Origin of the sequence: Streptomyces yerevanensis (genome assembly GCF_000716805.1) — a bacterium.
GTDB lineage: Bacteria > Actinomycetota > Actinomycetes > Streptomycetales > Streptomycetaceae > Streptomyces > Streptomyces flaveus.
Window position 1 is genome coordinate 14,867 of sequence record NZ_JNWJ01000052.1, and the last position, 17,648, is coordinate 32,514.

Here is a 17,648-nt window from a genome sequence, read left to right on the forward strand (position 1 = left end):
GTGCGGCTCCGGCTGGGACGGGTGGCGGGTGGTCGGCGGTGGTTACGGTGTTCCGGACAGCGTCACGGAGAACCCGAGAGCCCGCCCGAGAACCCGAGAGCCCATGCCATCGACAGACCTCACGCCGGCGCCCGGCAACCCCGGCGCCGACGAGCCCGTGCCCGCGGAAGCCGTCGCCCCGCTGATGCGCGGGATCGCCGTGCTGCGCCGGCTCACCGAGGCGGGCGGGACGTCGAGTCTCAGTGGCCTGGAGCGGTCCACGGGCCTTGCCAGGTCCACCGTCGACCGGATCGCGGCGACGCTGGAGCGCATGGGGTACGTACGCCTCGACGGTCGGGACACCGTGCTCGCGCCGCGGCTGATGGAGCTGGGCAACGCGTATCTGGCCGCGCTGCGGCTGCCCCGGCTGCTGGACGCGCGGGCCGACGCGCTGGCGGACGAGCTGGACGAGTCGGTGTCGCTGGCGGTCGCCGACCGGGACGGGATCCGCTTCATCCACCAGGCGACCCGGCGGCGCACGATGTCGCTGAGCTTCCGGATCGGCGATCTGCTGCCGGCCGAACGCACCGCGCCCGGGCCGCTGTTCGCCACGGAGTGGACTGACGAGGACTGGGCGCGGTGGCGCGAGCGGCGGGCCGCGGATCCCGAGGACCGGGGTTTTCCGGCGTTGCCGCCGCGCGCTGTGTCTTCCCGGGGGGCGGCCCCCGGCCCCCCGGCAGGACAAGCGGGTCCGGCGGCCGGGCCGAAGAGGCCTCGCGAGGTGGATGCCGGTGAACACCCCCTGGGGGACGAGGACTTCGAGCGGCGGGTGGCCGAGGCGCGTACGCGGGGTTGGGCCCTCGACGACCAGTTGATCGAGCCGGGTCTGGTCGCCCTCTCCATGCCCGTGCGCGGCGTGCAGGGTCAGGGCGGTGGGCGTATCGCGTGTGTGGTGAGCGTGGTGAGTCACACCAGCCGGCACACCGCGGACTCGCTGCAAGCCACGTTGCTGCCTCGGCTGCGGGAGACGGTGCGGGCCATGGAACGGGATCTGCGGGCGGCCCCGGCCGTTCCTCCGGCCGTTTCTCCGGCCGCTCCGTCGGGCCTCGCGGTCTGGACGGGGGCGTCGAAGCAGGAGCTGGGCCGGGAGTTCGTCGAGTCGCTGGCGCGCGGGCTGACCGTGCTGACGTCGTTCGGCGAGGGGCGGGCCGAACTGACGCTCACGGAGGTCGCGCGGGCCACGGGGCTCGCGCGCGCGACGGCTCGCCGGGCGCTGATCACCCTGGAGCACCTGGGATACGTCACCTCGCACGGCCGGACGTACGCGCTGACGCCCCGTGTCCTGGGCCTCGGATTTCCGCCGCTGTCCCGCACGACGCTCCCGCAGATCGCGGCACCGCACCTGGCCGGACTGGCGGGCCGGCTCCACGACTCGGCGTCCCTGGCGGTCCTGGCGGGCGACGAGATCCAGTACACGGCGCGCGTCGCCACCAGTCGCATCATGAGCGCCAACATCACGATCGGCACACGTCTGCCCGCGTACGCGACGTCCCTGGGCCGCGTCATGCTCGCGGACCTGCCCCCCGCCGAACGCCCCACGCCCACCGTGCCCGCCCTGACCCCGCGCACACTCACGGACCCCTCCTCGCTGACGGCCGCCCTGGACCGCGTACGGGAGGACGGCTACGCCCTGGTCGACGAGGAACTGGAGGAGGGCCTGCGCTCCATCGCGGTCCCGGTCCGCGACCGCACGGGCAAGGTGGTGGCGGCGGTGAACGTCGCCATGCACAGCTCACGACGCACGCCGGAGCAGTGCGTCGCGGAGGTGCTGCCTCAGCTGCGTACGACGGTGGACGCGATCGAGGCGGACTTGCGGGTGGCGGGGCGGTTCACGCGCGTACCGGCGTCTTGAGGCGGGCTGGTCGAGCGACGAAGACCGTCCGTCCTGCACGCGCGTACCCCTGAGGAAGACCGGTCCGAACCACCCGTCACGGTCTTCCTGTGCGGCTCACTTCAGCCAGGAGTCGACCAGCGTCTTGTTCTCATCGATCCACTCCTTCGCGGCTTCCTGCTCATGGCCCGAGCCCTTCTTCTGGAGCAGCAGTTCGAGGCTGCCCAGTTGGGCCGAGGTGAGCTTGAAGTTCTTGAGCCAGCCGGCCAGTTCGGGGTGGTCGGCGGCGAAGCCCTTGGGGGCGATGGCCTGGACCTTGTCGGGGTCGCCGTATGCGCCCTCGGGGTCCTTGAGGACCTTCAGCGGCAGCTTGGCGTACGCCCAGTGCGGTCGCCACAGGGTGACCAGGATCGGCTTCTTCTTCGCGATGGCGTTCTGCAGCGCGGAGAGCATCGCGGAGCTGCTGCTCTCGGTGAGCTGGTAGTCGTCCTTGAGGCCGTAGGCGGGCATGACGCTCTCACGGGTGAGCCGCATCAGGCCGGAGCCCGCCTCGATGCCGACGATCTGGCCGCCGAACTCGGAGGCGTGCGTCTTGAGGTCGGCGATCGAGTTGACGTCCTTGACGTATGTGGGGACGCTCAGATTGAGGTCGGCCGGTTCGTACCAGGTGGAGGTGACCTCCAGCTTGGATCCGAGCTTCTTCCAGTACGACTCGTGGGTGCTGGGCAACCAGGCGTCGAGGTAGAGGTCGACCTGCTTGTTGGCGACGCCGGTGAAAGCGCTGGCGATGTCCAGTGACTGGACATCGACCTTGTAGCCCTTCTCTTCGAGGATCTCCTTCCACAGGTACGTGGCGGAGGTGCCCTCGTCCCAGCCCTCGACGACGGCGATCTTCACCGTTTTCGAGTCGCCGCTCCCCCCGCCGGAGCCGGAGTCCACGCTCGCCGTCTCTCCGCTGCACGCGGTGGTGACCAGGGTGAGTACGACGGCGATACAGCCGAGGAGGAGCGAGCCGCGGGAGCGGCGTGAGGTGCGGTTCATGAGCGGTTTTCCTGTTCTTGGGCAATCTTCACGCCGAAGCCGCGACGGCGGGTTCGGGGGCGGGGACGGGAGCGGATGTGGCGTCGGCGGCCGGGGTGGGCCGGGTGCTGTTCTTGCGGCGACGGCGTCGCCTCGGCGCGGCCAGGGCGCCGGTGACGCGGTCGAGGAAGATGGCGAGGAAGACGACGGCCAGTCCACCCTGGAAGCCGACGCCCACGTCGAGTTGGCTGATGCCGCGGACGACGACGGTGCCGAGGCCGGCGGCGCCGACCATGCCGGCGATGACCACCATGGACAGGGCCAGCATGATCACTTGGTTGACGCCGGCCATGATCGAGGGCAGGGCGAGCGGGAGTTGGACCTCGCGCAGGATCTGGCGGGGCTTGGCGCCGAAGGCGTGCGCGGCCTCGACGACTTCCTTGTCGACCTGCCGGATGCCCAGTTCGGTGAGGCGGACGGCGGGCGGTACGGCGAAGACGGTGGTCGCGACGACTCCGGGGACGAGGCCGATGCCGAAGAAGAAGACGGCCGGGATGAGGTAGACGAACACCGGGAGGGTCTGCATGAAGTCGAGCACCGGCCGGACTACGGCGCTGGCCACCGGGCCCCGGGCGGCCCATACGCCGATCGGCACTCCGATGGCCACGGCGAGGACGGACGCGACGAGGACGACGGCAAGGGACTGCATCGCCTCGGTCCACAGGCCCATGCCCTGGATGAGCAGGAAGGCGACGACGGTGAAGGCGGCGAAGCCCCACTTGCGGGCGAGGAACGCGAGCACCGTGAACACCGCTGTCACGACGAGCGCGTGCGGTGCGGTGAGTACGAAGAGCACGGCGTTGACCAGCTCCGTCATCACCGAGGAGACGGCGTCGAAGAGGCCGCCCATGTGCTGTGTGAGCCAGTCGACGGCGGAACTGACCGGCGTACCGAGGTCGATGGTGAACAAGGGGCTAGACATGGGCCGCCTCCTTCCGGGGGGCGGTCGCGTCCGACTTCCGGGGATCGGACAACGCCGTGAGGAGTGCCGCACGAGGGACGACGCCGAGGAGCCGGCCGTCGTCGTCGGTGACGGCAAGGGGCACGGTGTGCCGTCCGACCCGCGGGCACAGGTCGACGAGCAGGGTGTCGGGGCCGGTCCGCTCGTACTCCTCGACCAGGCATTCGCGCACGGACGTACGGCCGTCCCGGACGGCCTGGGCGAGCAGGTCGTCGCGCGCCACTCCGGCGATGCGCCCGTCGGAATCCCGTACGTAGACCCCCGCGGCCTCGACGTTCGACAGCCTCCTCAGGACGTCCTGGGGATCGTCGTCCGCGCTCGCCGTCATCAGCGGCTCGCGCATGATGGCGCTCGCGGTCAGCACGCGTGAACGGTCGACGTCGGAGACGAAGTCGCGGACGTAGTCGTCGGCGGGCGTGTGGAGAATGTCGGTCGCGGTTCCGAGCTGTACGACGCGCCCGTCCCGCATGACCATGATCCGGTCGCCCAGCCGCATCGCCTCGTTGAGGTCGTGGGTGACGAAGACGATCGTGCGGCGCAGGTCCCGCTGCAGCGTCAGCAGCAGGTCCTGCATGTCGCGGCGGATCAGCGGGTCGAGCGCGCTGAACGGCTCGTCCATGAGCAGGATCTCGGCGTCCGTGGCCAGCGCGCGGGCCAGACCCACACGCTGCCGCTGACCACCGGACAGTTCACCGGGGTAGGCGTCGCCCCGGTCACCGAGGCCGACTGTCCTGAGCGCCCAGTCGGCGCGATCGAGCCGCTCGGACTCGGCGACTCCCCGTAGACGCATGCCGTAGGCGGCGTTCTCTCGGACCGTGCGGTGCGGGAACAGCGCGAAGTGCTGGAAGACCATGTTGACCTTGCGGTTGCGCAGCTCCCGGAGGTCCGCGTCGCCCATCGCCGGCACATCGCGGCCGTCGATGCGCAGTTCACCGGAGGTCGGCTCCACCAGCCGGTTGAGCATGCGGAGCAGGGTCGACTTGCCGGAGCCCGACAGCCCCATGATCACGAAGAGCTCTCCTGGCGCCACGTCGAACGTCACGCCGTCGACCGCGTGCACTCCGTCGGATACCGAGCCGTACACCTTTTTCAGCCGAGATGCCTCAATCACCGTGCCCCACCTCCGGGGTCCGCGCGGGGCGGAAAGGTCGAGGTTGTTTCGCAATGCGAAACTAATGTGCAATGCGGTACGAACCATGTCCCCGCGCCGGGCGACCCGTCAAGGCCCTTGGAGGAAGGAAACGGCGAATTAACCCCGGACGACTGTCATGGGAAGGCGCACCATGCGGCCGTGACACCGGGGTGGAACCAGGTGGCCAGAGGCTCGCCGGCAGCTTCTGCCGCTCGACTACTCTTCCGCCATGACCAGCAACGGCAGCCGCCCACGTGATCACTCGGTGCAGTCCGTCGACCGGGCGGTGTCGATCCTGCAGGTGCTGGCCAAGCAGGGCCCCAGCGGCGTGACCGAGATCGCCGAGGAACTGGCCATCCACAAGTCGACCGTGTTCCGGCTGCTGGCGACCCTGGAGTCACGGGGCATGGTCGAGCAGGACACCGAGCGCGGGCGGTACCGCATCGGGTACACGATGGTCGAACTCGCGGGCGGCGCGAGCAAGGTGAACGACCTGGCCGTGCTGAGCCACCCCGTCTGCCAGGAGCTGGCCGCGGCCGTGGGCGACACCGTGAACGTCGCGATCCAGGACGGCGACGACGTGATCAGCATCGACCAGGCGATCGGTTCGGCGATCATGAGCATCGACTGGGTCGGCCGGCGCTCCCCGATGCACGCCACTTCGGCAGGCAAGCTCTTCATGGCACACATGACCCCCGACGAGATCGCGGAGATCTTCGCGAAGCGGCCGAAGCAGTACACCCCGCACACCATCGTCGACCCGGTGCGTCTCGCGGCGGAGCTCGAAGCGGTCCGCGAGCGCGGTTACGCCACCACCAGCGAGGAGCACGAGATAGGCCTTGCCGCCATCGCCGCTCCGATCCACTCCCTGAACGGCCAGGTCATCGCGGCCGTGACGCTGTCCGGGCCGACCTTCCGGATCAACGAGGACACCGTTCCCGACCTCGCGGAACAGGTGATGAAGGCCGGCACGAAGATCTCCTGGCGCCGGGGGTACGTGAAGCGCGGCTGAGCCGGGCGCCGATCCGGGCCACGCGGCGAGACAGACCGAGACGGACCGAGACAGACAGGGGGCTCTTGACGGCTGGGGATTCCCAGCTTCACTATCTGTCTCGTATCACGGTGTCGTTTCGCATAGCGAAACCAAGCGAAATCACCGTCCGGCGCGTCCCTGAGGAGCGGCTGTGCCCTCAACCACCCTGGATCCTCTGCTCCAGCCCTTCCAGCTCAAGCACCTCACCCTGCGCAACCGTGTGGTCAGCACCTCCCACGAACCGGCGTTCGGCGAGGAGGGCATGCCCAAGGACCGCTACCGGGCCTACCACCTGGAGAAGGCGCGGGGCGGGGTCGGCCTGACGATGATCGGCGGCTCGGCGGTGGTCTCCCCCGACAGTCCGCCCGCGTTCGGCAATCTGCTCCTGTACCGCGACGAGATCGTGCCGTGGCTGCGCCGGCTCGCCGACGACGTGCACGAGGCCGGGGCGGCGGTGATGTGCCAGGTCACCCATCTCGGGCGCCGCACCAGCAACTTCACCGGTGACTGGCTGCCGGTGGTCTCCGCCTCACCGCTGCGCGAACCCGCGCACCGTGCCTTCCCGAAGGCCGCCGAGGCCTGGGACCTGGACCGGATCGTCGCCGACTACGCCGCCGCGGCGCTTCGTTGCCGGGAGGGCGGCCTCGACGGCATCGAGCTGGAGGCGTACGGCCACTTCCTGGACAGCTTCCTGTCCCCCGCGACCAACCACCGCGACGACGAGTGGGGCGGCAGCCTGGAGAACCGCATGGCGTTCCCGCGCCGGGTGATCCGGGCCGTCCGCGAAGCCGTCGGCCCCGACTTCGTCGTCGGCATCCGGATGTCGCTCGACGAGGCGCACCTCAGCGGTCTCCACGGTCTCACCTTCGACGAGGCGCTCACCGCCGCCGAGCAGTACGCCGCCGACGGCATCGACTTCGTGAGCGCCATCCACGGCTCCATCGAGAGCGACGCGTCCCTGGCCAAGGCCATCCCATCCATCGGCACCCCGCTCGGGCCGTTCCTGGACTTCACCGGCGAGGTCAAGCGACGGCTCTCCATCCCCGTGATGCACGCGGCACGCATCGCCGACGTGGCCACTGCGCGGCACGCCCTGCGCGAAGGGCTGCTCGACCTGGTCGGCATGACCCGCGCGCAGATCGCCGATCCACACCTGATCGCCAAGGTGAAGGCCGGCCAGGAGGACCGCATCCGGCCCTGCGTCGGGGCGAGTTACTGCCTCGACGCGATCTACGACTCCGGCGACACCAAGTGCGTTCACAACCCGGCCGCCGGCCGCGAACTCCACGTACCGCACCTCATCTCCCCCACCATCGGCCGCCGCAGGAAGGCAGTGGTCGTCGGGGGCGGTCCGGCCGGTCTGGAAGCGGCGCGCGTGCTGGGTGAACGCGGCCACGACGTCGTCCTGTTCGAGGCGAGCGACCAGCCCGGCGGGCAGATCAGGCTCGCCGCGTCGAACCCGCGCCGGGGCGACCTGATCCAGATCGTCGACTGGCGTCTCGCCGAGTGCAAGCACCTCGGCGTCGACCTGCGCCTGGGAACGTATGCCGAGGCCGACGACGTCCTCGCCGAACACCCCGACCTCGTGATCGTCGCCACCGGCGGCATGCCCAACCGCAGCTTCCTCACCAAGGGCGAGGGGCTGGTCTTCGACACCTGGGACGTGATGACGGGCTCGTTGCGGCGCCCGCGGGGCGAGATCCTGGTCTACGACGACCACGGCGGCTACCCGGCCATGGACGCCGTGGAGGTCCTCACGACATCCGGCGCCTGGATCGAGTACGTCACTCCGGAGCGCACCCTCGCCCCCGACGTCGGCAGCATGAACTCCCCCGCCTACCTGCGGGTGTTCACCGCACACGACGTCATCACCACGCTCGCCCAGCGGCTGCGCTCCGTACGCCGCACCGAGGACGGACGGCTCGCCGCGACCCTCTACAGCGAGTACACCGAGGCCGAGACCGAACGGATCGTGGACCACGTGATCGTGGAGCACGGAACGCTTCCCATGGACGAGCTGTACTTCGAGCTGCTCCCCGACTCGACCAACCTCGGTGAGGTCGACCACCGCGCCCTGCTGGCGCACGAGGAACAGTCGGTGGTCCGCAACGAGGCGGGCCGCTACCAGCTGTTCCGCATCGGCGACGCCGTCGCAGCCCGCAACATCCACGCCGCGATCTACGACGCGCTGCGGCTGTGCCTGCCGGTCTGAGCACCTCTGACCCCACGTCAATTCCTGAGCGCTGCCGGAGAGATGAGATGAACCCAGTGACACCCGCCGCCGAGGTGCGCTCCCCCGCCGACCTCATTGCCCGGCGTCCCCTCGGACAGAGCCTCGAAGCCCCGTTCTACGTCAGTGAGGAGTTCTTCGGCCTCGACATCGAGGCGGTCTTCGCCCGGCACTGGCTGTTCGTCGCCGCCGAGGCGGAGCTTCCCGAGCCCGGCGACTACGTGACCGTCACCATCGGGCCGTACTCGGTCATCGTCGTCCGCGACGACGACGAGGACGTACGGGCCTTCCACAACGTCTGCCGCCACCGCGGCGCGCGCATCCTGAACGAGGAGCGCGGCTCGGTGGGCAACATCGTCTGCGGGTACCACCGGTGGACGTACGGCGTGGACGGCAGACTGCTGCACGCCGAGTCCCAGGTGCCCGGCTTCGACCCGAAATGCTTCTCGCTGCGGTCCGTGCACGCGCGCACGGTGGCCGGGCTGGTCTTCATCTGCCTGGCCGAGACGCCGCCCGACGACTTCGACGAGGTCGCCGCCCGCGTCGAGCCGTACCTCGCACCGCACAACCTGGCCAAGGCGAAGGTCGCCACGCAGATCGACCTGGTCGAGAACGGCAACTGGAAGCTGACCCTGGAGAACAACCGGGAGTGCTACCACTGCACTGGCCACCCGGAACTCCAGGCCTGCTACTTCCCGATCTACGGCTACCAGGAGCAGGACATCCCTCCTGCGCTGCGCCCTGCCTACGAGCGCTTCCAGCGGGCCGACGCCGACGCCCGCAGGACCTACGAATCCCTCGGCCTCCCCTACGCCGCGATCGAGGAACTGGACACCCGCACCACGGGTTTCCGTATCCAGCGCGAACCCCTCGACCAGGCCGGAGAGTCCTACACCCCGGACGGCACAGCCGCGTGCAAGCGCCTGCTGGCGGACTTCCCCACGGCCCGCCTGGGCCGGCTGTCCATGCACCTGCAGCCCAACTCCTGGTTCCATGTCATGGCCGATCACGCGATCACGTTCACGGCGGTCCCGCTCTCCCCGGACCGCACCCTCGTCCGCACCACCTGGCTCGTGCACGCCGACGCCGTCGAGGGGATCGACTACGACCTCGACACGCTGACGAAGGTGTGGAAGGCCACGAACGACCAGGACGCGGCGTTCGTCGCCCGCGCCCACCAGGGCATCAGCAGCCCGGCCTACCTGCCGGGCCCGTACGGCCCGACGGAGGAAGACGTCGAGGCGTTCGTCAACTGGTACGTGACCCGGCTCAAGGCACACCTGTCACACCTGGAGCGGCAGCGATGACCGAGACCGAAGAACTGCTGGTGTGCCGTCAGGTTCACCCGCTCACGCACGACGTCACCACGTTCGTGTTCGAGTACGCCGAACCCCGGCTGTTCCGGCACGAGCCGGGCCAGTTCCTGACACTGGCCCTCGACATCGACGGTCGACCGGTCCAGCGCTGCTACACCATCTCCTCACCGCCCACCCGCCCCTTCCTACTCTCGATCACGGTGAAGCGCGTACCGGGTGGACTCATGTCGAACTGGCTGCACGACCACCTCAAGCCCGGCGACACCGTGCGGGCGCACGGACCGCTCGGCGAGTTCTCCACGGCCCGGCATCCGGCGCCCAAGTACCTCTTCCTGTCCGGGGGCGTGGGAGTGACGCCGTCGATGGCGATGACCAGGACGCTGTACGACCTGGCCGACCCCGCCGACGTGGTGTTCGTGCACAGCGCCCGCACCCCGGCGGACATCGTCTTCCGCCACGAACTCGACCTCATCGCCGCGACAGCGCCGAACATCCGGGTGGTCCACATCTGCGAGGAGGACCGCCCGTACGCCCCCTGGGGCGGATACCGCGGCCGACTGACGATCGAGACGCTCCGACAGGTCGCGCCGGACCTCCACGAACGGGAGGTCTTCACCTGCGGACCCGCCCCCTACATGGCCGCCGTACGGCGCATGCTGTCGGACGCGGGCCTCGACATGGACCACTACCACGAGGAGAGCTTCACCTTCGAGACGCCGACCGCTGCGGCCGACGCCTCGACCGCCGCCGACACAAGTGCCGGATTCAAGGTCGAGTTCACCCGCAGCGGACGCACCATCGAGTGCGACGCCGACACCTCGCTCCTCGCCGCCGCGTCCCGAGCCGGCCTCAGCCTGCCGGCCTCGTGCGCGCAGGGCATGTGCGGCACCTGCAAGACGACCCTGCTCTCCGGCTCCGTCGACATGCAGCACAACGGAGGCATCCGGCCACGCGAGATCACCCAGAACAAGATCCTGCTCTGCTGCTCAAAACCGCTGGAAGACCTCGCGATCGACGCGTGAGGACAACACGGCGTCACCTGGCGTGTTGAATCCCGGCAATCCCTTAAAGGTGCAGCCGGGCCAAACTCGGACTTGCATCTGACATTAGCGTCAGGTTTTACCGTTGTGGCTGAAGTTGCAGGCCAGTGCTGGGAGTTGGCCGCCGACCGGTCTGCATCAGTATCGCCGGACCAGTGCCTGTGGCGACCGCTCCCCCAGTCCACAGAGGAAAATCGTGAGCTTCAATCACATCTGCATCATCGTGAGCGATCTGGACCGATCGTTGCCCTTCTATCAAGACCTCCTGGGGTTCAAGAACGTGATAGCGGAGAGTACCGAGCCCGGAAACTGGTTCGACGGCTCGACGCTCGACGACATTCTGGGCGTGAAGAACGCGGCGACCCGGATCGTGGTTGTCGCCGACGACTCCGGCGCGGCGCTGGAACTGCAGCAGGCGGCCAACCCGCTCTCCACCAAGGCTCCAGACGAGTACCTGCGCTACGGCAAGACAGGCATCAAGGAACTGGCGATCGACGTGCCCGACATCGATGACCTCTTTCAGCGCGTCAAGGCCGCTGGTCACGAGCTTCAGACCGACTACATCTGGTCCCCATACGCCGGGACTCGTTCTTTCCTGTTCTACGACCCCGACGGCGCGCTCATCCAGGCCATGGAGGTCTCGGACGAGCGATTTCCGCGGTAAGTGAGGTGATGCCCGACGCACTCGCTCATTGACCCGACTGGCCTTGACCAGCTTCGCGAGCATTCCGACGTCGTATCCGAGGAGGTCCCGGACCGCCTGGGCGCAACCTGGCCATCGGAGCCCTCCGCACCGCCGGAGTGAAGAACATCGCGGCAGGCCCCCGCCGCAACGCCCGCGACCCGCGCCGTGCCCTCGCACTCCTCGGCCTCGGGTGATCACGAAACGGACGTCACGCGACTACTCAGCACGCTGTCTACCGAAGGAGACAGGAGGTTCGTGATTTCGCCATCAGCTACGCTAAAACCTCACCCTGACGTCAGATGTAGCCCTGGCGTGACGCGAAGCCGGCAAGGAGCAGCCATGCGGATCGGAGAGGTCGCCGAACAGGCGGGAGTGAGCGTTCGGGCGCTGCGCTACTACGAAGAGCAGCGGCTGCTCGCCTCCACGCGCACCGGCGGGGGGCAGCGGCAGTACCCGGACGGCGCGGTCGAGCGGGTCAGGATGATCCAGCAGCTGTACGCCGCCGGCCTGTCGAGCAGGCTCGTTCGCGAGGTCCTGCCGCGGTGCATGAACGAGGGCGAAGTGACCTACGAGTTCGTCGAGAGCATCATCGCTGAGCGGGCCCGCGTCGACCGCCAGATCAACGACCTGACGGAAGTGCGTGCCCGCCTCGACGAGATCATCGCTGCGGCGACGGACCCCAACCACCCCCACCACTGCTATCCCGTACGCTCCGGCCTCCCCGATACCGTCTGAGGCGGCCTGCCGCGTCACAGCCGTACGAGAGGGCGTCGCACTCAGTCCATGGTGAGGACGACGCGCCCCTGGAGCCCACCCCTGGTCACGCGCGCGTAAGCCTGCGAGGCCTCCTGCAGCGGATAGGTCTCGGCCACGCGCAATGCCAGGTCTCCCGCCGCGGCCAGATCGGACAGCGTCGTGAGCATCGCTCCGTCCGGGCCGACCTGTGTCAGCAGCACCCGGATCCCCCGCTCGGTCTGGGGCAGAGCGTCGAGCCGCGTGGTCACGAACCTGCCGCCGTCCGCCACCGCCCCGATGACGGCCTGCCCCAGCATGGCTGTGTCCAGAACGGCGTCGACCCCTTCGGGACGCACCTTGCGGACGGCCTCGGCCGGCTCCTGCGACGCCGGTACGTACATGTCGGCCCCTGCCACCTTGGTCGCGAACTCGCCATCGGGCGACAGGTCACTCGCGATGACCACGGCCCCCCGGCGCTTCGCCAGCTGCACCGCGTAGCCACCGACCGCCCCCTCCGCACCGGTGATGAGCACGGTCTGGCCCGCCTGGATACCGAGCAGCTCGACGGACTGGGCCGCGGTCAGGCCGTTGAGAGGGATGGTGGCGGCGTGGACCGGGTCGACACCCGCGGGCGCCGCGGCGATCGAATGGGAAGGAACCACGACGTACTCGGCCTGCCCCCGGTTCAGCCCCAGGGGCACGCCGTAGCTCAACGCGATGACAGGCTGTCCGGGCGTCCAGTGGCTACCCGGGCCGACGGCGTCGACAACGCCGGCGATGTCCCAGCCGAGGCCATAGGCGCTCCCCTCCGGCGGAGCCGGGAAGAAGCCTCCGGCCCAGGCCCCCACATCGGTCGGGTTGAGCGCGGACGCCTGGACCTTGACGCGAATCTCGCTCAAGCCCGGAACCGGCTTGTCGACCTCGGCGACCTCGACGACGTCCGGGCCGCCGAGCGAACGGTAAACGACTGCACGCATGAGTCTTCCTCCGGTAAGCCGCACCTGCTCGCAGCAGGCGCGGAAGATCTTTGGTCCAGGGAGACGATGTCCGCAGTGAGCTGCGGAGCACCGACAGCCACCACGCTAAAACCTGACGCTAACGTCAGATGCAAGTTGGGTGGTCTGTCGTCCTCATCACCAGATGCGGTCAGTCGGCCATGCACTATGGCGACCCGGCCGGGCATCCGCCTGCTTGCTATAGGCGTCGGGGGCGCGGCCGCTGGGGGTGCCCGCCGTCATCGCATCGCGGAACGGGCTGCCGTGCGGGTCGTCATGGCAGCCACAGCAGCAGGCGTCGCCCTCCACCGCCTGACCGACGCCTCCGGCGAGATCAGCTATGTCGCCAGAGGCGGTCGGCAGGGGCGGCACCGTCCTGGGAGGCAGCCCAGGAGGCGAGGAGGCGCAGGGCTTCTTCGGAGGGTGAGCCGGGTTCGGCGGTGTAGATGAGGAGGGTGAGGCCGGGTTCGTCGTCCACGGCCGAGCCGTGCCAGGCGAGGGTGAGGTCGCCGACGACCGGGTGGTGGAAGCGTTTGACGCCGGTGCCGTGACGGCGCACGTTGTGGGCGCCCCAGCGGGTGCGGAAGGCGTCACTGCGGGTGGACAGCTCACCCACCAGGTGGTGGAGGTCCTTGTCGTGGGGGTTGCGGCCGGCCTCGGTGCGCAGCACGTCCACGGTCATGTCCGCGATGAGGTCCCAGTCCGGGTAGAAGCGGCGGGCCGCCGGGGCGAGGAACTGGAAGCGGGCCATGTTCGGCGGCTGGGTGTCGCTGTCGTAGATGTCGGCGAAGAAGGCGCGGGCCAGCTGGTTGGCGGCGAGCAGGTCCAGGCGGCCGTTCGTCACGAACGCGGGCCCGGCGGTGACGGCGTCCAAGGCCCACTGCAGGCTCTTGGGCAGGGCCCGCTGCCGGCTGGAACGTGACCGGGGGCGGGCGAGTGTGTCGGAGCCTTCTTGGGCCTGGGCCAGGTGGAGCAGATGAGCCCGTTCGACCTCGTCCAACTGGAGTGCGCGGGCTACCGATTCGAGCACCGTGGGGGAGACACCGGCCAGGTTGCCGCGCTCCAGCTTGCCGTAGTAGTCGACGCTGACGTCGGCCAGCGTGGCAACTTCGCTGCGGCGCAGACCGGGTACGCGGCGCCGGGAGCCGGCCGGCAGCCCGGCCTGCTCCGGGGTGATCTTGGCTCTCCGCGAGGTGAGGAACTCGCGGACTTCGTCACGGTTGTCCACGCTCCTGACCGTACGACGTCCTCGCGGCCGTAGGGATGTACTGCCAGTACATGGTTCATCAGCAACTGGTTGCCCGCGCGAAACGAGAGTTCCCTGGATGCCGTGGCACTCAGCCCGCCCGGCCGTACGACGCGGCCGGACCCCGTATGCCTGCGACGACCTCAGCCCTTTCGGGTGCTGCCGCCTCTTCTGCTCGTCCGTAGCCCGGACCGGGCATCCCTTGCGAAAGGACGGTACGTGCATGAGCGACGAGATGAGATACGGCCACCTGGGCCGCTCCGGCCTGCTGGTCAGCCGGATCGGCCTCGGGACGATGGACTTCGGCTTCACCGTGGACGAATCGACCAGTTTCGCGGTCATGGACACCGCGATCGAGGCGGGTATCAACCTCTTCGACACCGCCGACGTCTACGGCGGCCCGCAAACAGCGGACATGGCCAAGGGGTACGGCGTTTCCGAGGAGACCATCGGCCGGTGGCTGAAGCGCAGCGGGCGCCGCGACGACATCGTCCTGGCCACGAAGGTGTACCAGCCGATGGGACTGGGCCCCAACGACCGCCGACTGTCCGCCTACCACATCCGGCGCGCGTGCGAGGCGAGCCTGCGGCGACTCCAGACAGACCACATCGACCTCTACCAGATGCACCACATCGACCGGGCCACGCCCTGGGAGGAAATCTGGCAGGCGATGGAGCAGTTGGTACGCGAGGGCAAGGTCAGCTACGTCGGCAGCAGCAACTTCGCCGGCTGGGACGTGGCCCTCGCCCAGTCAGCCGCCACCGCACGGCACTTCATGGGCCTGGCCTCCGAACAGAGCCTGTACAACCTCGCCGTACGGGCCGTGGAACTCGAGCTCGTCCCCGCGCTGCGCCACCTCGGAATCGGACTGATCCCTTACAGCCCGCTGCACGCCGGCCTGCTCACCGGCGTCCTCGAATCCGCCGCCGAGGGACACGTCCAGGATGAATCGATGCTGGAGCGCATCGAAGCACACCGCGACCAGCTCGAAGCGTATGAGGGGCTGTGCCGGGAGCTGGGCGCGAACCCGGCGCATGTGGCGCTGGCCTGGCTGCTGCACAACCCTGCCGTCTCCACCACGGTCACCGGAGCGACGACGAGCGAGCAACTGCGGTCCAACCTCGGCGCACTGTCCGTGCAACTGGACGACGAGGTTGTGCAACGACTCGACCGCATCTGGCCGGGGCCGGGGGAAGCCCCACAGGCGTATGCCTGGTGAGCCGACCCTGGGCAGACCGGCATCCCGGGCGCCATCGAGACGTTGTGACGAAGCCGATGACCGCGTCGGCGGGGACATCCGCCGCGCCCGCACGGCCGTCGAGCACTACGGTGCCGTCGGCGCCGGAGCCGGCCACCCCGCCGACCGCTCGATCTCGCCGTCTCCACTCACTTCCACGTCGGCAGAACTCTCGGGGTCAGTGCTCGCCGACGCCGACGGTCCCGGTGTGCGCCCCGCCAGCACTGCGTGGGCGGTCGCGGTGAGGCGGGAGGTGGCCGGGCGGGCGTCCGGGAGCCAGGCCAGCACCAGTTGGGTGGGCGGGTACCCGTGGACGGGCACGGCTCGTACGGATTCGCCGAGGCGGCCGCGGACGCTGTCGCCGACGACGACAACGAGTTGTCCGAGTGCGACGCGGTCGACCATGGTGTCCAGTGCCTCGTTCGGCAGGTGAGCTTCGTAGCCCGGCAGTGCCTCCACCTCGATGAGTGTCAGGAACGGGCGCTCGGCCAGGGGGTGACCTGCCGGGAGCAGGACGACCGGCTTTTCCGGGCCGAGCTCGATCATTTCGAGGCCGGGGGTGGCAACCGTCTGGCACATGAGGGCGACGTCCGCGGTGCCGTCTTGAAGGGCGCCGATCTCGTCGTAGGTGAACACGACGTCGGTGAGCACGCCGTCCGGGCCCTGCGCCTCGGCGGCGAGCAGGGCGGGCAGGACGCCGGGGCCGGAGCCGGGGCGTGCCGCGATGGTGACCCGCTGCTGCTCGGCGGCCTTGCGCGCCTTGCGTACGGCGGTGTCCATGGCCGCCAGGAGCGTGCGGCACTCGGTCAGGAAGACCTCACCCGCGGCGGTCAGTCTCACCTTCCGCGTGGTGCGTTCCAGCAGTGGGACGCCCACGCGCCTCTCCAGATGGGCGATGGCCCGGGACAGGGGCGGCTGGGTGATGCCGAGGCGCTCCGCGGCCTGGCCGAAGTGCAGCGTCTCGGCCACGGCCACGAAGTAGGCGAGTTCCCGGGTCTCCAGCTGATTCATGCATCCAAGGTATTACCCGTTGCCCAGACAGTCATTGCTCCGCCGTAGAGGCCCTGGTCAGCTTGGTCGTGCGCCCCCGGCCCTCAGCCGGATGAGGTGCTTACGCCGTGCCGACCCGCACGCCACATGAAAGGCAGAGCTGTGAAAGCCGTTCAGTACCAGAGCTTCGGCGGACCCGAGGTCCTGGAAGTCGTCGATGTTCCGGATCCGAAGATGTTCTCCGATCTCGTGCTGGTGAGAATCGAGGCAGCCGCGCTCAACCCGGCGGATCTGGGATTCCAGAGCGGAGCCCCGGATCCCCTCGTGGACTCCCTCTTCCCGGTGACCCCCGGATGGGACCTGGCCGGGGTCATCGAGCAGGCCGGAGTGGCGACGACGGGATTCCGGCCGGGCGACGAAGTGATCGGCTTCGTCCGCGACAAGGCCATGCACTACGGCACCTACGCGGAGAAGATCTCGGCGGAACCGCGCCAGCTCGCGCGCAAGCCGAGGAACCTGAGCTGGGCCCAGGCCGCCGGACTGCCGGTCGCCGGGCTCACCGCCTACCAGGCCATCGTGCACAGCCTCGAGGTGAGTTCCGGCGACACCGTGCTGGTGCACGGGGCGGCGGGCGGCGTGGGACACCTCGCCGTCCAGATCGCCGCCGCGCGGGGCGCCCGGGTGATCGGGACGGGCTCCGAGGCCAGCCAGGCATTCATCGAGTCCCTGGGCGCGACGCCCGTACGGTACGGCGACGAACTCGTCGCGCAGGTGCGGAAGATCGCCCCGGACGGGGTCGACGCGGTCCTCGACACCGCCGGGCGTGGCTCCCTGGCCACGACGCACGCGATCGCCGCCCTCGGGGCGCGGGTCGCCTCCATCACCCTGTCCGCTGCCGACTACCCGGGCACCATCGACGTCTTCCTCCGCCTCGACGGCGATGACCTGACCCGGCTGGTGGAGCTCGCCGAAGAGGGCAAGCTCACCGTCCACGTCGGCCACACCTTCCCCCTCGCCCAGGCGGCCCGGGCCCAGCAGCTGCTGGCCGGTGGCCACGCCCGCGGCAAGATCATCCTCGAAAACCGTACGGAGGTCTGA

The 17,648-nt window shown here is 69.4% G+C and carries 15 protein-coding genes; 9 read left to right on the plus strand and 6 right to left on the minus strand.

The genetic code is table 11. From position 1 onward, the window contains the following. The first annotated feature begins 103 nt into the window (after window positions 1–103). On the plus strand, window positions 104–1,891 hold the full coding sequence (locus tag OP79_RS37560) for an IclR family transcriptional regulator domain-containing protein (RefSeq protein WP_033326902.1): 1,788 nt from the start codon (window positions 104–106) through the stop codon (window positions 1,889–1,891). A 96-nt stretch (window positions 1,892–1,987) separates the two neighbouring features. On the opposite strand, the gene OP79_RS52595 is transcribed toward OP79_RS37560, so the two are convergent. From OP79_RS52595 to OP79_RS37570, 3 genes are read right to left on the minus strand one after another with little or no spacing between them, the layout of a single operon-like run. Beyond that, the gene (locus OP79_RS52595; protein WP_051745220.1) at window positions 1,988–2,911 is read right to left on the minus strand and encodes a glycine betaine ABC transporter substrate-binding protein; all 924 of its coding nucleotides are present in this window, start codon (window positions 2,909–2,911) and stop codon (window positions 1,988–1,990) included. A 28-nt stretch (window positions 2,912–2,939) separates the two neighbouring features. After that, complete coding sequence (locus OP79_RS52600) at window positions 2,940–3,872, minus strand: ABC transporter permease (protein ID WP_051745222.1); 933 nt, start codon at window positions 3,870–3,872, stop codon at window positions 2,940–2,942. Beyond that, complete coding sequence (locus OP79_RS37570; RefSeq protein WP_245685589.1) at window positions 3,865–5,022, minus strand: quaternary amine ABC transporter ATP-binding protein; 1,158 nt, start codon at window positions 5,020–5,022, stop codon at window positions 3,865–3,867. Before OP79_RS37570 ends, OP79_RS52600 begins: the two co-directional genes overlap by 8 nt. Window positions 5,023–5,272: 250 nt before the next feature. Between OP79_RS37570 and OP79_RS37575 the strand changes: the two genes are divergently transcribed. The 6 genes from OP79_RS37575 (at window position 5,273) to OP79_RS37600 (ending at window position 12,082) form a co-directional block, all read left to right on the plus strand. Then, the gene (locus tag OP79_RS37575) at window positions 5,273–6,055 is read left to right on the plus strand and encodes an IclR family transcriptional regulator (RefSeq protein WP_051745224.1); all 783 of its coding nucleotides are present in this window, start codon (window positions 5,273–5,275) and stop codon (window positions 6,053–6,055) included. A gap of 172 nt (window positions 6,056–6,227) precedes the next feature. Continuing rightward, window positions 6,228–8,288 carry an NADH:flavin oxidoreductase gene (locus OP79_RS37580; RefSeq protein WP_033326904.1) on the plus strand — a complete coding sequence of 687 codons (2,061 nt, stop codon included), beginning with the start codon at window positions 6,228–6,230 and terminating at the stop codon, window positions 8,286–8,288. A gap of 47 nt (window positions 8,289–8,335) precedes the next feature. Next, window positions 8,336–9,613 carry an aromatic ring-hydroxylating oxygenase subunit alpha gene (locus OP79_RS37585; protein WP_051745225.1) on the plus strand — a complete coding sequence of 426 codons (1,278 nt, stop codon included), beginning with the start codon at window positions 8,336–8,338 and terminating at the stop codon, window positions 9,611–9,613. Beyond that, window positions 9,610–10,644, plus strand: a complete 1,035-nt coding sequence (locus tag OP79_RS37590) for an FAD-binding oxidoreductase (protein ID WP_033326906.1) — start codon at window positions 9,610–9,612, stop codon at window positions 10,642–10,644. Before OP79_RS37585 ends, OP79_RS37590 begins: the two co-directional genes overlap by 4 nt. Window positions 10,645–10,858: 214 nt before the next feature. After that, window positions 10,859–11,326 carry a VOC family protein gene (locus OP79_RS37595; RefSeq protein ID WP_051745227.1) on the plus strand — a complete coding sequence of 156 codons (468 nt, stop codon included), beginning with the start codon at window positions 10,859–10,861 and terminating at the stop codon, window positions 11,324–11,326. A 360-nt stretch (window positions 11,327–11,686) separates the two neighbouring features. Further along, window positions 11,687–12,082: a MerR family transcriptional regulator gene (locus OP79_RS37600; protein ID WP_051745229.1), complete on the plus strand. Its 396-nt coding sequence runs from the start codon at window positions 11,687–11,689 to the stop codon at window positions 12,080–12,082. A 41-nt stretch (window positions 12,083–12,123) separates the two neighbouring features. On the opposite strand, the gene OP79_RS37605 is transcribed toward OP79_RS37600, so the two are convergent. Next, window positions 12,124–13,059 (minus strand): NADP-dependent oxidoreductase, encoded by a 936-nt coding sequence (locus tag OP79_RS37605; RefSeq protein ID WP_033326908.1) that lies wholly within the window; start codon window positions 13,057–13,059, stop codon window positions 12,124–12,126. A gap of 352 nt (window positions 13,060–13,411) precedes the next feature. Next, window positions 13,412–14,305 carry a helix-turn-helix transcriptional regulator gene (locus OP79_RS37610; protein WP_033326910.1) on the minus strand — a complete coding sequence of 298 codons (894 nt, stop codon included), beginning with the start codon at window positions 14,303–14,305 and terminating at the stop codon, window positions 13,412–13,414. Between the two features lie 241 nt (window positions 14,306–14,546). On the opposite strand from OP79_RS37610, the gene OP79_RS37615 reads away from it, so the two are divergent. After that, on the plus strand, window positions 14,547–15,542 hold the full coding sequence (locus OP79_RS37615) for an aldo/keto reductase (protein WP_425428664.1): 996 nt from the start codon (window positions 14,547–14,549) through the stop codon (window positions 15,540–15,542). 105 nt (window positions 15,543–15,647) lie between these two features. Here the strand turns inward: OP79_RS37615 and OP79_RS37620 are convergent, their stop codons facing one another. After that, window positions 15,648–16,571 (minus strand): LysR family transcriptional regulator, encoded by a 924-nt coding sequence (locus tag OP79_RS37620; protein WP_051745231.1) that lies wholly within the window; start codon window positions 16,569–16,571, stop codon window positions 15,648–15,650. A gap of 141 nt (window positions 16,572–16,712) precedes the next feature. Between OP79_RS37620 and OP79_RS37625 the strand changes: the two genes are divergently transcribed. Then, window positions 16,713–17,648 carry an NADP-dependent oxidoreductase gene (locus OP79_RS37625; RefSeq protein WP_033326911.1) on the plus strand — a complete coding sequence of 312 codons (936 nt, stop codon included), beginning with the start codon at window positions 16,713–16,715 and terminating at the stop codon, window positions 17,646–17,648.